Source organism: Prevotella sp. P2-180 (genome assembly GCF_002251435.1).
Lineage (GTDB): Bacteria > Bacteroidota > Bacteroidia > Bacteroidales > Bacteroidaceae > Prevotella.
Window position 1 is genome coordinate 73592 of sequence record NZ_NPJI01000013.1, and the last position, 14880, is coordinate 88471.

At 47.2% G+C, this 14880-nt stretch carries 10 protein-coding genes and 3 tRNA genes; 3 read left to right on the forward strand and 10 right to left on the reverse strand.

The annotated features are described in order from the left end of the window. Positions 1–6: 6 nt before the first annotated feature. The 9 genes from tgt to CIK98_RS01490 form a co-directional block, all read right to left on the reverse strand. Positions 7–1134, reverse strand: a complete 1128-nt coding sequence (gene tgt / locus CIK98_RS01450; protein WP_094382670.1) for a tRNA guanosine(34) transglycosylase Tgt — start codon at positions 1132–1134, stop codon at positions 7–9. A gap of 27 nt (positions 1135–1161) precedes the next feature. Next, entirely contained in the window at positions 1162–3624 is a 2463-nt protein-coding gene (gene lon / locus CIK98_RS01455) for an endopeptidase La (RefSeq protein WP_094382517.1), read from the reverse strand. A gap of 113 nt (positions 3625–3737) precedes the next feature. Beyond that, a tRNA-Lys gene (locus CIK98_RS01460) sits at positions 3738–3810 on the reverse strand. Between the two features lie 22 nt (positions 3811–3832). Next, positions 3833–3905, reverse strand: a tRNA-Lys gene (locus tag CIK98_RS01465). A gap of 26 nt (positions 3906–3931) precedes the next feature. Next, positions 3932–4004, reverse strand: a tRNA-Lys gene (locus tag CIK98_RS01470). 131 nt (positions 4005–4135) lie between these two features. Beyond that, positions 4136–5245 (reverse strand): nucleotidyltransferase family protein, encoded by a 1110-nt coding sequence (locus tag CIK98_RS01475; protein WP_094382518.1) that lies wholly within the window; start codon positions 5243–5245, stop codon positions 4136–4138. 10 nt (positions 5246–5255) lie between these two features. Beyond that, complete coding sequence (locus CIK98_RS01480; protein ID WP_094382519.1) at positions 5256–6533, reverse strand: Na+/H+ antiporter NhaC family protein; 1278 nt, start codon at positions 6531–6533, stop codon at positions 5256–5258. A gap of 19 nt (positions 6534–6552) precedes the next feature. After that, the gene (locus CIK98_RS01485; protein ID WP_094382520.1) at positions 6553–8046 is read right to left on the reverse strand and encodes a UxaA family hydrolase; all 1494 of its coding nucleotides are present in this window, start codon (positions 8044–8046) and stop codon (positions 6553–6555) included. A gap of 46 nt (positions 8047–8092) precedes the next feature. Beyond that, positions 8093–9160, reverse strand: a complete 1068-nt coding sequence (locus CIK98_RS01490; protein ID WP_094382521.1) for a substrate-binding domain-containing protein — start codon at positions 9158–9160, stop codon at positions 8093–8095. Positions 9161–9357: 197 nt separating this feature from the next. Here CIK98_RS01490 and CIK98_RS01495 point away from each other — a divergent pair, with 197 nt between their 5' ends. The 3 genes from CIK98_RS01495 to CIK98_RS01505 are packed head-to-tail and all read left to right on the forward strand — an operon-like array spanning position 9358 to position 14677. Further along, positions 9358–10383, forward strand: a complete 1026-nt coding sequence (locus tag CIK98_RS01495; RefSeq protein WP_094382522.1) for a sugar kinase — start codon at positions 9358–9360, stop codon at positions 10381–10383. 38 nt (positions 10384–10421) lie between these two features. Continuing rightward, entirely contained in the window at positions 10422–11090 is a 669-nt protein-coding gene (locus tag CIK98_RS01500) for a bifunctional 4-hydroxy-2-oxoglutarate aldolase/2-dehydro-3-deoxy-phosphogluconate aldolase (protein WP_094382523.1), read from the forward strand. Between the two features lie 20 nt (positions 11091–11110). After that, a complete protein-coding gene (locus CIK98_RS01505) occupies positions 11111–14677 on the forward strand; it encodes a DUF5112 domain-containing protein (RefSeq protein WP_172409774.1) in 3567 nt (1188 codons plus the stop codon). 1 nt (position 14678) lies between these two features. Here CIK98_RS01505 and CIK98_RS17865 read toward each other — a convergent pair whose 3' ends face one another. Next, the gene (locus tag CIK98_RS17865) at positions 14679–14807 is read right to left on the reverse strand and encodes a smalltalk protein (RefSeq protein WP_172409775.1); all 129 of its coding nucleotides are present in this window, start codon (positions 14805–14807) and stop codon (positions 14679–14681) included. Between the last annotated feature and the right edge of the window lie 73 nt (positions 14808–14880).

Here is a 14880-nt window from a genome sequence, read left to right on the forward strand (position 1 = left end):
AAGCTATTATATACGTTTACCTAAATTATCCACCACCGTTTTTTTCCAATGTGTGAAGTCTCCTGCCACGATATGTCTGCGGGCATCTCCCACGAGTCGCAGATAGAATGCGAGATTGTGGATGCTTGCAATCTGCAGAGCCAGCAGTTCCTGTGCCTTGAAAAGGTGATGGAGATAAGCCTTGGTATAGACGAGGTCTACGTCGCATCCGTCGGGGTCGATGGGCGAGAAGTCGTCTTCCCATTTTTTGTTGCGTATGTTGATGGTACCATTGTAGGTGAAAAGCATGGCGTTACGTCCGTTTCTTGTAGGCATGACGCAATCGAACATGTCCACTCCGCGTTCTATGGCTTCGAGAAGGTTTTGTGGAGTACCCACTCCCATGAGGTATCGCGGTTTGTCTTTTGGCAGTATTTCGTTCACCACTTCAATCATCTCGTACATCACCTCCGTAGGTTCACCGACAGCGAGTCCGCCTATGGCATTACCGTCAGCCCCTTTGTCAGCCACATGTTTTGCAGCGTCTTGCCTAAGGTCTTTGAATGTGCATCCCTGTACGATAGGGAAGAGAGTCTGCTCATATCCATAGAGTGGTTTGGTATTGTCAAACTGTTTTATACACCTGTCGAGCCATCTTTGTGTGAGAGCCAGGCTTTTTTTCGCATATTGATAGTCGCTATCGCCCGGCGGACATTCGTCGAATGCCATCATGATGTCAGCCCCTATCACACGTTGAGTGTCGATTACGTTTTCAGGTGTGAAGAAATGTTTCGACCCATCAATATGAGATCTGAATTCACATCCTTCCTCTTTGAGTTTTCTTATTCCGGTGAGAGAGAACACCTGGAATCCTCCAGAGTCGGTAAGTATCGGGCGGTCCCATCCGTTAAACTTATGTAAACCTCCAGCCCTTTTGATTATGTCAAGTCCAGGTCTGAGATATAGGTGATAGGTGTTTCCGAGAATAATCTGGGCTTTCACCTGTTTTTTCAATTCCTCGAAATGCACCCCCTTCACGCTTCCGCAAGTACCAACGGGCATGAATATCGGAGTCTCTATCTGTCCGTGGGCAGTGGTGATAAGTCCAGCCCTTGCGTCAGAATTCGGGTCGGTATGTTGTAATTCAAATTTCATTTGCTTTTTTTCTGTTACTTCAATCATTTATTCTGACTTTTTCTCGTCGTCTGTAGTATCGAAGATTTCAAATTCTTGCGGATTGTCAACTTTCACGTTTGTCAAAGCAAAGTCCCATACGTCCTTCACGTCTTCCACGAAATGGAAAGTCACTCCCTCGAGATATTTCTCAGGTATTTCCTCAACGTCTTTTTTGTTGTCTTGACAGAGCATGATATGTTTTATGCCAGCTCTTTTTGCCGCGAGTATTTTTTCCTTTATTCCCCCTACGGGCAGCACCTTTCCTCTGAGAGTTATCTCTCCAGTCATCGCCACTTTTTCTCTTACCTTTCTTTGTGTCAGTGCTGAGGCTATGGAAGTTGCGATGGTTATACCAGCCGACGGGCCGTCTTTTGGAGTAGCTCCCTCCGGCACATGAATGTGTATGTTATAACAGTCGAAAATGCGGTAGTCAATCTTTAGGCTGTCGGCATGAGCCTTTACATATTCCAGTGCCAGCATAGCCGACTCCTTCATTACGTCTCCGAGATTTCCTGTGAGTGTTAGTTTTGAGCCTTTGCCCTTGCTTAGGCTTGTTTCAATGAAGAGGATTTCCCCGCCGACACTTGTCCAAGCCAATCCAGTCACCACTCCAGCATATGCATTGCCCTGATATATGTCACGGTAGTAAGGAGGCTTGCCGAGCAAGTCTTCAAGTTCTGATGGAGTCACCTTTGCAGGCATCACACCGTCTGTGGCATACTTTAATGCCATTTTTCTCAATGCTTTGTTTATCATTTTGTCGAGCTGTCTCACTCCGCTTTCTCGGGTGTATTGCTCTATTACGCTTTCTATGGCAGGTTTGGTAAATGTGATTTTGCCATTGCGTTTTAGTCCGCATGCCTCAATCTCTTTTGGTATGAGGTGTCGTTTTGCAATTTCATATTTCTCTTCGGTGATATATCCCGACACCTCTATTATCTCCATTCTGTCGAGCAGCGGACGTGGTATGGTGTTGAGGTCATTGGCTGTGGCTATGAACAACACTTTAGAGAGGTCGAAATCCATGTCGAGATAGTTGTCGTGGAAGGTGTTGTTCTGTTCGGGGTCGAGCACTTCAAGCAATGCTGATGCTGGGTCTCCATTGATGGTGTTTTGTGTCACCTTGTCTATTTCGTCAAGAATGATGACGGGGTTGGACGTTTCAGCTTTTTGCAGACTTTTGATTATCCTTCCTGGCATTGCTCCGATATACGTACGTCTGTGTCCTCTTATCTCTGACTCGTCATGAAGTCCACCGAGTGAAATTCTCACATATTTTCTTTTGAGTGAGTCAGCAATGCTTTTGCCGAGACTTGTCTTTCCCACGCCAGGAGGTCCATACAGGCAGAGGATGGGCGATTTCAGGTCGTTGCGCAGACAGAGCACAGCAATGTATTCCAGTATTCGTTCCTTCACCTTTTCCATGCCATAATGCGCCTTGTCAAGCACTTTCTTTGCCCTTGTGAGGTTATGGTCGTCGTTGGTATAAACTCCCCAAGGCAAAGAAGCCACCGTTTCAAGGTAGTTTAGTTGCACGTTGTAGTCAGGCGTTTGCGGACTCATCTGTTCGAGTTTGTCAGCTTCTTTCAAAAAGATGTTTTCAACGTTCTCTGGTAGATTTTTGTTTGAAATCTTTTCCATGAGTGTTATGTAGTCATCAGAATGACTACCTTCGTTCATTTCCGCCTGCAGATTTTTTATCTGTTGTTTTATGAAGTAATTCCTCTGTTGTGCGTCGATGTCATCACGTGTTTTCTGCAGGATGTCACGTTTCAGTTCCTGAAGTTTCAGCTCTTTACCGATAATGCGCATTAGTCCAAACAATCTTTCCTTGAGAGAGTCCTCTCTTAAAAACTCCATTTTGATGTTGAAGTCAAATGGCATGCTGGTGCAGAGGTGGTTGATGAAAATGATATTATTTTTCATGTTGCTGACGGAGAACAATGCCTCGTCAGGAATATCCTCGTTCAGACGTATATATTTTACGGTTCTCTTCCTAAGGTCGTCAACGGCAGCACTAAACTCTTTGTCTTTGGAGTATTCTATTGTTTCGGGAGCATTGTTCACGTTGGCTATAAGGTAAGGGTTCTCGTTAACAATGTCGTTGATACGAAGTCTTCCAAGTCCCTGAATGATAGCGCTAAGATTTCCTCCTGGCAATTCGAACACCTTCACGATTCTCGCATAGACACCGAAGTCGAAAATGTCTTGTCTTGTAGGATTTTCGATATAGGAGTCATATTGTGGAGCCACACCGATGATTTCATGAGTGTGTTCACATTTTTTTATCAGTTTTACACTTTTGGACCTTGCAATGATGATAGACGTCACGATGCCCGGAAACAGCACTAAGTTTCTTGTCACGAGCAAAGGCACCGTTTGTGGCATCTCAGCGTTATTCAAGTCAGAAAAGTCGCCGTCGATGTCTGTTATCATTGAAAAAGAATTGTCGTTATTGTTGTAATCCATTCTTTTATTAATGTATTGATTCTTAATAAAGGTATAAAGGAATTGTGTAAATCCCTAAAAAACGAACAGATGGCTGACATCACCATCGGATGCAGCCATCACATCGTGATTAGTACGCCTGCAGGGGCTCGAACCCTGGACACCCTGATTAAGAGTCAGGTGCTCTACCAACTGAGCTACAAGCGCTCCGTAATGTTTTTGTTTGATGTACGCCTGCAGGGGCTCGAACCCTGGACACCCTGATTAAGAGTCAGGTGCTCTACCAACTGAGCTACAAGCGCATTCGAAAGGATCTTGCTGTTTAATGTACGCCTGCAGGGGCTCGAACCCTGGACACCCTGATTAAGAGTCAGGTGCTCTACCAACTGAGCTACAAGCGCGTCACCTTTCAGTTTTGCGGGTGCAAAGGTACTAACTTTTTTCCTATCCACCAAACTTTTCTCCTATTTTTTTTATTTGTTTCCATTATTTTTGTCATTTTCCATTTATCTTCCCCCTTTCTCCACTCTGCTCACTCCTCAATATGCGACAAAGAATGCGAGAAACTATGAATGAAGCTTGTGGTCACTTCTAATGGGTAGTAACGGAAATAGCGTGCTGCGCGGCTAATATGCCACATCAGTGCTTTTGGATTTCTTGAACTTACAAAGATGTCGGTGCCTTGGGTGAAATACCATTCGTTGGGTGTCTTGCCATTAAAGGTGAGCAGGTCGGTGGTTGGCATGGTGGCGTCTGACGATAGGCGTGGATTGAAGAATGGCAGCTCGTCGTCAGTGAAGTCGAATAGTGTCATTAGCAGCGTTCCCTCCATGGTTGTGATTTTTTGCATGTGAAGCATGTCTATCCAGTTTTGCAACTTCACGAAGTCCACCTTTGCCCCTATGGTTCTGAGCATGACTCCTAAGTCTACGAGCTGTTTCAGTTTCAAGCCGTCGTTCACTATATATCGCGCTATTCTCACCAGTTCCATTAGCAGGCTGAGTGTAGGTGATGGCGTTTCCACTCGAATGTCGCCGATATACACGTAGGTAGAGTCGCAGCATCTTGTCTCCTTATCAATTATATTCTGAAGGCGGCGGTTTAGCCAGATGTTTGTCAGTCTCGACATCTGCCTGTGGTTTTCCACCATCATACCGTCCCAAAGATATGCGAGCGTATAGTTGTCTTTTTGTTCCACTCGCGAAGCGTTTGCCCTGACCCATTCGTCGGCCTTTGCCGCCTGTGGTTCATACAGGAACAGTATGTCGCAGTCGCCTCCGGTGCGATGTTCAGGAGTGGGGTAGAGGGTAGCCATCGAAGCACCCTTGAGTATAATAGGACGCAGTTGGTCTTTCTGAAACTGCCTTATCAGGTTTGCAGTACTTCCTGTAGTATTACGGCTGAATTGTTCAATCTCCTTTACGTTCGTCTTCCATGAGTCCCTGATATCGTCAGGAATGTTCATTCCGAAGTCGCCGTTGTGATTCTCTATTCCGTCGTAAACGAGAGCTGATACACCATGATTTAGCGACATCCGAAACAATCGTTGCCACTTCCAGTAAGACATGGGCTCTATTGTGTCGTCTGAGCCGAATATGCCGCAGCATAGCAGTCGTATGAAGTTTCTTTCTGTCAGTTCCATGGTGTAATAATTATGAATATCTTCGAGGATATCGGAGAAGTATGGCAAGTATTGTTATAATACCTATTGTGAGCGGATAGTATAGATAAGGCATGATGCTGATGGGGTTGATCTCTGCAAGCCCGGCCGCCATGAGCAGCTGTGCTCCATAGGGTATTACCCCTTGCACACAACACGACATTGTGTCGAGTATGCTGGCGCACTTACGGTTGTCAACTCCAAATCTGTCGCCTATTTTCTTCGACAGCTGTCCAACGGTAAGTATTGCCACGGTATTGTTTGCCGTACAGACATTCACCACAGCCACGAGAGTGGCGATGCACAGTTCTGCACCCCGTTTCCCGTTTACGTGTCTTGTAAGCACCTTTATGATGAAGTCTATTCCTCCGCGTTCTTTTATCAGTTCAAGCATGCCTGCGGCCATCATGGTCACAATCACGAGTTCTCCCATACCTATGATGCCGTCGCCCATGGCCTTAAACCATCCGTAAACGTCAAAGCATCCAGAGCACATGCCAATCACTCCTGTCAGAATGATGCCTAATGTAAGTACAGCTGTCACGTTCATACCGAACAATGCTGTCAGCAGCACTATGATATAAGGCATTACCTTTATAATGTCGATGTTTTGTGGGTTGTAGTCGGAGGTTATCCCGCTGCCCATGAAAGCGTAGAGGCAAAGTACTAAAAAGGCTGCGGGGAAAGCAAGAAAGGCGTTCACCCGAAACTTGTCGCTCAACTTGCATCCCTGTGTGCTTGTGGCGGTAATGGTGGTGTCGGGGATGAACGAGAGGTTATCGCCGAAGAACGACCCTCCGACAATCACGGCAGTCATCATTGGCACGCTCATTCCGAGCGATTCTGCCGAGCCTGCCGCTATTGGAGTAAGTGCGACGATAGTTCCGACGCTGGTGCCTATTGACAGCGATATGAAACAAGCCGCAAGAAACAATCCGGCAAGAAGCATGTTTGCCGGGAGCAAGGTGAGTGTAAGGTTTATGGTTGCATCCACACACCCCATGACCTTCGCTGTGTTGGCGAATGCTCCTGCAAGTATGAATATCCATATCATGAGCATCATGTTTGAGGTGCTTGCCCCACGGCTGAAGATGTCTATTCGTCGTGAAAGTGGAATGCCTCCACCTATGACCACTGCATAGATGGAGGCTATCATGAATGCCACTGTTATCGGTACCTTATAAAAGTCTCCTGCCACAATAGAAGTGACAAGATAGAGGAACACAAACACAATGAGCGGGCTTATAGCTATGATTCCCTTCTTTTTCAATTTTCAAAAAATAATGTTTCTAGAGCGTTACTCCGTTTTTGAATATCGATATTTCACGATAGTCGTTGATCTCGTTACGGGCTTTTTCGCCACTTGCCACTGCTATGATCTTGTCGATGAATTCGGGAAGGAGCTGGTCCATGGTCTTTCCCTCCACGAGTTGTCCGGCACTGAAGTCTATCCAGTTTGGCTTTCGTGATGCGAGTGTGGGGTTGGTGGCTATCTTCATTGTTGGAACGAAGGTGCCGAATGGCGTTCCGCGGCCTGTGGTGAAGAGTACGATATGGCATCCTGCCGATGCGAGCGCCGTGGAAGCCACAAGGTCGTTGCCTGGGGCAGAGAGCAGGTTCAGACCGTTGTTCTGGAGTCTCTCGCCATATTTCAGCACACCGCTCACCATTGCCTTGCCGCACTTCTGTGTGCATCCGAGGGCTTTGTCTTCAAGTGTAGATATTCCTCCAGCCTTATTGCCAGGCGACGGGTTCTCGCCTACTGGTTCTCCGTGGCTGAGGAAGTACTCCTTAAAACTGTTTACCATGTCGACAGTCTGTTCAAACAGTTCTGGAGTCTTACAGCGGTTCATGAGTATGGTTTCGGCTCCAAACATCTCAGGCACCTCGGTGAGTATGGTAGTGCCACCCTGTGCCACGAGCCAGTCGCTGAACTCGCCAACGAGCGGATTGGCAGTGATGCCGCTGAATCCATCGCTTCCGCCACATTTCAGGCCAATGCGCAGATTGCTTACCGGCAGAGGTTCACGCCTGTCTTCGCGTGCTATGGAGTAGAGATGGCGAAGTATGTCCATTCCGGCTTCCACCTCGTCGCCTTCTACTTTCTGTGTGACAAGAAATTTTATGCGGTCATGGTCGTAGTCACCGAGCAGTTGTTCAAAGAGTTCTGGCTGGTTGTTTTCACATCCTAGCCCCACTACGAGCACAGCTCCTGCGTTTGGGTGTAATACAATGTCGCGAAGTATGTTTCTTGTATTTTCGTGGTCACCGCTAAGCTGTGAACATCCGTAGTTGTGGTGCCAGGCGTATACAGAGTCTATGCCTTCGCATCCAGTCTCAGTTCTAAGTTGTGCGGCCAGTCTTTCAGCTATGCCGTTGACGCATCCCACGGTGGGCACAATCCATATCTCGTTTCTTGTACCCACATCACCGTTTTTGCGTCTATATCCCATGAAAGTACGTTTCTCGTCTGCAATGTCGAGTTTGTTGTCCACGGGCTGGTAGGTGTATGAAAGAGTTCCAGAGAGGTTAGTCTTCAGATTGTTTTCGTTCACCCATTCTCCAGCTTTTAGGTCTTGCTTTGCATGTCCTATCGGGTATCCATACTTGATGATGTCTTCCCCGGCCTTAACGTCATTCAAGAGAACCTTGTGTCCTGCAGGAGTGTCTTGTAGCAGTGTTACGCTTTTTCCGTCAGTTTCGATTGTCTCGCCTTTTTTCATCGGTTGCAGACAAACCACCACCGAGTCAGCCTTGTTGATTTTTAGATAAGTTTTTTCCATTGTAGTTTTATTTTTACGAGTTAAATATAATCGATTGTATCATAAGTCACAATTGCGTTCTCCTGTAGAATTCCACGTTTTCCCTTGTCAGCAGTTCTATTGGCACATAGTTTACGGGGTTCACCTTTTTTTTCAGCACAATAGCCTCAAAAAGAGTTTCTATACAAGAGTATCCCTGCATATATCCGTGCTGGGCAATCAGAAACGAAATAGAACCCAGCTTCAGGCAGTTTGCGTTTTTCTCCACCATGTCATATCCCATTATCTGCACATCTCTTCTGTTTGTTCTCAACAGGAAATCCCCCACGATGTGTGCCTTTGAGTTAAACGTTATGCAGTTGTATGTGTCCGGGTGTGTAGTGAAGTATTCTTCGAGTATGTCGTCATACTTTTCTCTTTCCACGTCGAGTGGCAAGTTCACCTCTATTATATTTATATCGGGGAAATGGTCGTGCATGTAGTGTCTGAATCCAGTTTCCCTGTTTTCCTGCTGCTTGCTGGCCACGTTTCCGTTTTTCATCTGTTTCATAAGCATTATCTGCTTTTGCCCTTTAGCGATAAGCATAAGCATTCTTCCTGCAAAATATCCGCTGCAGAACGAGTCTTGTCCGAAAAACGACAGTGGGCGCAGGTCTGGCATATATGAGTCAAGCAGTATGAATGGTATAGAGGCGGCATGTAGCCTGTCGGTGAAGATTTGCGTCTCCTGCAGTCTTGCAGGCACCACGACCACCCCGTCAGGCTTGTCCTTTAAACATTGTTCAGTGACCTTTACAAAAGTGTCGATATCGTATCGTCTGTAGTAGTACATCTTCACATTTACGTGAAAATCCCTCCTTTTGTCTCTTGCAGCCATAGCCCCCTCTTCAATTTCCTCCCAGTAAGCTTCCGAGACATGTTTCGGCATGATACAACAGAAAGTGTATTTTTTGTTATAAGCCAAGGCACTGGCATAGACATTCGGGTGATAGTCCATATCCTTCAATGCCTTTTCCACTTTCTTCCTTGCGTCTTCCGAAACGTTTGGGCGATTGTGGAGCACACGATCCACAGTGCCTACCGACACACCAGCAAGCTCTGCAACGTCCTTTATTCTGATTTTTTCTGTAGTCATTATTTTGATTAATGCTTAAAAGATTGTGCAAAATTACCATATTTTCTTGAATTGTGCGAATGCACAGTGCAATATTTTGCAAAAATGTGAAGATTTTGCCGTTTTTTTTTCGTAGTTTCAGAAAATTGTACTATTTTTGCGCTCACAAACAATAATAAAGTAATCTACAACAACAAAATTAGCAAAAAAGAAAAGAAATGGCTAAAGTAGTAACATTAGGAGAAATAATGCTCCGTCTGTCTTCACCAGGACAGAAAAGATTCGTTCAGAGTGAGTACTTTGACGTAGTATATGGAGGCGGTGAAGCTAACGTAGCGGTTAGTTGTGCCAATTATGGCCACGATGCCTATTTCGTGTCTAAACTTCCAAAGCATGAGATTGGCCAGTGTGCAGTCAACGCACTGCGCAAGTTTGGTGTCAACACCGAGTTTATAGCCCGTGGTGGAAACCGCGTAGGTATCTATTATCTTGAGACAGGTGCTTCCATGCGTCCTTCAAAGGTGATTTACGACCGTGCGGGCAGCTCTATCGCCGAGGCCGACGCCAGCGACTTTGATTTCGACAAGATTATGGAAGGTGCCGACTGGTTCCACTGGAGCGGTATCACACCTGCCATCAGCGACAAGGCAGCAGAGCTCACACGTCTGGCTTGCGAGGCTGCCAAGCGTCACGGAGTGACTGTGTCTGTAGACCTGAACTTCCGCAAGAAGCTTTGGACTTCAGAGAAGGCTCAGAGCATCATGAAGCCTCTCATGAAGTATGTTGACGTATGCATTGGCAACGAGGAAGATGCGCAGCTCTGTCTTGGCTTCAAGCCTGAGGCCGACGTTGAGGGCGGAAAGACCGATGCCGAGGGATATTACGGCATCTTCAAAGGCATGATGGAGACATTCGGATTCAAGTATGTCGTTTCCACACTCCGCGAATCGCTCTCTGCCACCCACAACGGTTGGAAGGCTCTCATCTACAACGGCAAGGAGTTCTATCAGAGCAAGCACTACGACATCATGCCTATCATCGACCGTGTAGGCGGTGGCGACTCATTCTCCGGTGGTCTTATCCACGGTCTCCTCACTTATCCCGACAATCAGGGCAAGGCCTTGGAGTTTGCCGTGGCTGCATCAGCACTCAAGCATACCATCCCTGGCGACTTCAACATGGTGAGCCGCGAGGAAGTAGAGGCCCTCGCTGGCGGCGACGCTTCAGGACGAGTTCAGAGATAAGACTCCTCTCCCTACAATATATTAACAGATAAAGAAAAATGGCAAGATTTGACAAGATAGCAGTACTCGCAAAAATGGGCGAGACTGGCATGGTGCCCGTATTCTACCACAAAGATGCCGAAGTGGCAAAGAAGGTGGTAAAGGCATGTTACGACGGCGGTGTCCGTGCGTTTGAGTTCACTAACAGAGGCGACTTCGCCCACGAAGTGTTTGAGGAAGTAGTGAAATTCGCTGCTGTGGAATGTCCGGAAATGGCATTGGGAGTAGGTTCTGTAGTAGACCCCGCCACCGCAGCTCTCTACATTCAGCTCGGAGCCTGCTTCGTGGTAGGACCGCTGTTTAATCCCGAGATTTCAAAAATCTGCAACCGCCGACTCGTTCCTTACACACCTGGCTGCGGCAGTGTGTCTGAAGTAGGGGCAGCACAAGAAACAGGATGCGACCTCTGCAAGATATTCCCAGGCGATGTACTCGGAACAAAACTCGTCAAGGGACTCATGGCTCCTATGCCATGGTCGAAGCTGATGGTCACCGGTGGTGTGTCACCCGACGAAGAAAACCTGACCTCATGGATAAAGGCCGGTGTGTTCTGTGTGGGTATGGGATCTAAGCTCTTCCCGAAAGATGTCGTGGCTGCTGGCAACTGGCAAGCTGTCACCGACAAATGCCGTGAGGCCTTAGGATACATCGCCAAAGCCCGCGCTTAATGGTCGGCATGCATAACAACGTGCATAAGAAAAATATTTCAAGAGGCATTGGCACATTCCTTTTCGGTGTGCTGTGCCTCTTGTCGCTTTCAGCTTGTCGTGACAATAACAATCCACATACGCAATATATCGACAAACTGAATGAGACTGCCTATGCCTTCCGATACAAAAACCTCGACTCAACATTCTTTTACGCCAAAAAGGCTTACGACAATTCACAAAACTATAGCGACGGAAAAGCTGAAGCCTTAAACAATATGGCTTTTGTCTTTATCGCAAATATGGAATACGAAAAAGCCGACAGCTTACTCATGACAGTGGCCACTCATACCACCAACCAGGTGGAACTGCTCGTGGCTGACATACAGATGATGCGACTGTGCCAAAGAATGTCGGCTAACAGACTCTTCTACGACTTTCGCGAAAAGGCCATCTCGCGTCGCAGAAGAATTATGGAAGAACCTTCGGCTCTCACCCCACATCTCACTAAACGCATGGTGTATGCCGAAAGCGAAATGGAAATTGTCGTGTCTACCTATTACTATTATATAGGTCAACATAAACACTCGGCAAATGCCATCGAACGCATCAACAAAAGCATTATCGCCTCAGATACGGCACAATACCTTAACTATATCTACAACATCGGATCAGGCGGTATACTCAGAAAAAAATCTCCCGAAGATATAAGACAACAAGAGTTTGAACTACTTGTAGAATGCTACATAACGGCAAGAAAAACAGGAAATGTATACTTCGAGGCTAACGCCCTCGGTGCCATCTCCGAACATCTGCTCGACACCATCGGCAGAAGACAACTCGTCGGAAACAATCCGGCTGCCATGAAACTGATTAATCCCGAAAACCTCCCCGACAGCATCGTGGCAAGACAACTGGCTATACAAGAACTCGACCTCTTCAAAAAATACGGCGACAAATACCAGATAGCAGGCGCTCACCGTACACTGGCTTCAGCATATATGCAGGCAGGCAACTACCAGTATGCACTCGACCATCTTTATGCCGCACTCGCCGATACCATCGTAAACAAGGCTCCAGCACTAGTGGCAAGCGTAAGGGAACAGATGAGCGTAGCTTTCTCTGCCATCGACGACAAAGTGTCGAGCGACTATAGCCGAAACATCTATCTCGACATACAGGACGACACCCGACAAGACCGGATGTTTGAGTCACGAGCCGATATGCTCAGAAAGTCCGAACACCAACTTAACTTGCTGCTCGCCATCGTCGTGGCCACCATCATCCTGATTATCACCATGCTGTGGTGGTTTAACCGTCTATACCAAAAACGAAACAAAACCGAAGAAAACCGCCGCCTGCTTGATCCCCTGCAACAATGGAGCAAGAGAAACAAAGACAAGAACAAAGAGACTGAAGAACGTTACGAAGAGATAACGGAAAAAATGGCTGTGGTGAATTCTACACTCGAAAAAAACTCTGAACGAAATATTGAACAAAGAGCACGCATATCACTTGCCATAAGCCTCTTACCACTTATCGACAGAATAATCAACGAAGTCAGGATGCTTCACTCCAGAAAAGAGGATGACAGCGTCGTGGAGTTCAGAAAAGAATACATAGCCGAACTCATCAACAAGATAAACCAGACTAACGACACGCTGACCCGATGGATAAAACTCACCGAAGGACAACTCTCGCTCAAGCCCGTAAGCTTCCGACTTCAAGAACTCTTCGACATCATCTCCAAAAACAAGAACACCTTTGCCGCCAAGGGTGTAGACCTGGTGGTCAGACCCACATCGGCCACACTCAAAGCCGACCGCATACTCACGCTTTTCATGATAAACACATTGGCTGACAACGCACGTAAGTTCACACCTGAAGGCGGAAGGGTAGAGGTGAGCGCTAAAGAAGATAACGGATGCGTAGAGGTGTCGGTAAGCGACACCGGATGCGGACTGACCGAGAGCGAAATGGCTTCCGTGTTTGATAGGAAAGTAAGCAATGGCCATGGCTTCGGACTGATGAACTGCCGAGGCATAATAGAAAAATACCGCAAGACCAGTAGCCGCTTTGCTTGTGCCACAATAGGCGTAGAGAGCCAAAAGGGTAGGGGCTCGCGCTTCTTCTTCCGCCTGCCCAAAGGTGTGGCAAAAACCCTTGCGGCTCTCTTTGCCCTTGCCCTGCCAAGTATGCTTATATATGCTACGGCTGACCGTGCAGACATGTCGACCAACATGCAAGTCGACCACTCCCGGCTTGCAGCCAGCTTTGCTGACAGTGCCTACTACGCAAATATCGACGGACAATACCGTAAGACACTCGAATATGCCGACTCATGTCTATATCATCTCAACCAGCGCTATCTCCAACTGCGACCCAACGGCAAAGACCTGCTAAAGAAAATCTCCGACAACACCCTCGACATTGCCGACACACGCTGGCTATCTGACACACTCTCCATCGACTTCACCGTGATAGTTGACATACGAAACGAGACAGCAGTAGCCGCGCTTGCACTGCACGAATGGGAGCTCTACCGCTACAACAACACCGCCTTCACCAAGCTCTACAACCTGCTCTCAGCCGACAACACCATAGCCGACTATTGCGCCAAGATGAGAACATCGCAGACCAACAAAACCGTGGCTATAATATTCCTCGTGATGTTGTTGCTCGCCATACCACCCGCCTACTATATGCTCTACTATCGCCACCGGCTCTACTTCCGCTATTGCGAAGAACTCATATCAGGCCTGTATGCAGAGCTTAACTCGCCGTCGTCGTTGGAAGCAAAGCTTAAACAGGCTGAAAAACTGGCAGGCAGCGACTTGCCGCAGCAGCTTGCTGAAGTAGTCGACATCATACGCCGCACACTCGCAGAAGCATTGGAAGTGAGAAAAGACAAGGAAGAACTCATAGAGCAAGCCACCGACCGGCTGAACAAGACAGAATACGAGAGCAACAACCTCTACGTCAGCAACTCCATACTCGACAACTGTCTCTCTACACTCAAACACGAAACGATGTATTATCCAGGTCGCATAAAACAAATGATGGAGCGAGAGACTTGTGCCTGTCAGATGGGCGACACGCTCGAAGTAGTTGAATATTACAAGAATGTCTACTCCATGCTCTGCAGTCAGGCAGCAAGTCAGATTCGCACCACATCGTTTGCCATGCGTCACACTCCAGTGTCGCAGCTGCTGCAAGACTACCAAGTCACAGGCGATACCACCGCCGTTGTAATCTGCAACGAGTATCTCATTCTCCGCCTGCTACATGTGGTAGAGAGTCTCTCAGCTGGCGGCATCAAACAAGTAGAAGTGAACGTCACGAATTCAGGCTATGCACTTTTCATCATCCGATTGCAATCCCTGTCTCATCCAGTAGACCTCAACAAAGTGTTCACCGATATTACCGAGCTAAGCATCCCCTATCTGCTTTGTCGTCAAATCATGAGAGAACACTCAGAAGCCACCAGTCGCCGCGCCTGTGGAATAGAGGCTCTCAATAATAATGACGAATCGGCCGAAATAAGGTTTATGCTTCCGAGGGTCATAGGGGCGGGTATGTACCACGAGGCGCATATTTACAAGGGTTAGCTTAATAGGAGGGCGGGATGAACTCTCCCATGCATGAGGTCACGCCGAGCGTGGTCGCTATAGCAGACAGTGCCGCTACAATCAGCTGAAGTATCAGCTTCCAAGTGTTCGATTTATTAGTTGTACTCATAGTTGTAAATGTTTTAAAGTTAATAATTTTTTTTGGATGGAAGAGGGTGGAAGGTAGAGGGTGGAGAAATGAA

Bases quoted from the DNA above. Each gene is read 5' to 3' on its own strand.
- CIK98_RS01495 (WP_094382522.1), top strand. From the start codon at position 9,358: ATGGCTAAAGTAGTAACATTAGGAGAAATAATGCTCCGTCTGTCTTCA.
- CIK98_RS01500 (WP_094382523.1), top strand. From the start codon at position 10,422: ATGGCAAGATTTGACAAGATAGCAGTACTCGCAAAAATGGGCGAGACT.
- tgt (WP_094382670.1), bottom strand. From the start codon at position 1,134: ATGAAATTTGAATTACAACATACCGACCCGAATTCTGACGCAAGGGCT.
- CIK98_RS17865 (WP_172409775.1), bottom strand. From the start codon at position 14,807: ATGAGTACAACTAATAAATCGAACACTTGGAAGCTGATACTTCAGCTG.
- CIK98_RS01490 (WP_094382521.1), bottom strand. From the start codon at position 9,160: ATGACTACAGAAAAAATCAGAATAAAGGACGTTGCAGAGCTTGCTGGT.
- lon (WP_094382517.1), bottom strand. From the start codon at position 3,624: ATGGATTACAACAATAACGACAATTCTTTTTCAATGATAACAGACATC.
- CIK98_RS01485 (WP_094382520.1), bottom strand. From the start codon at position 8,046: ATGGAAAAAACTTATCTAAAAATCAACAAGGCTGACTCGGTGGTGGTT.
- CIK98_RS01475 (WP_094382518.1), bottom strand. From the start codon at position 5,245: ATGGAACTGACAGAAAGAAACTTCATACGACTGCTATGCTGCGGCATA.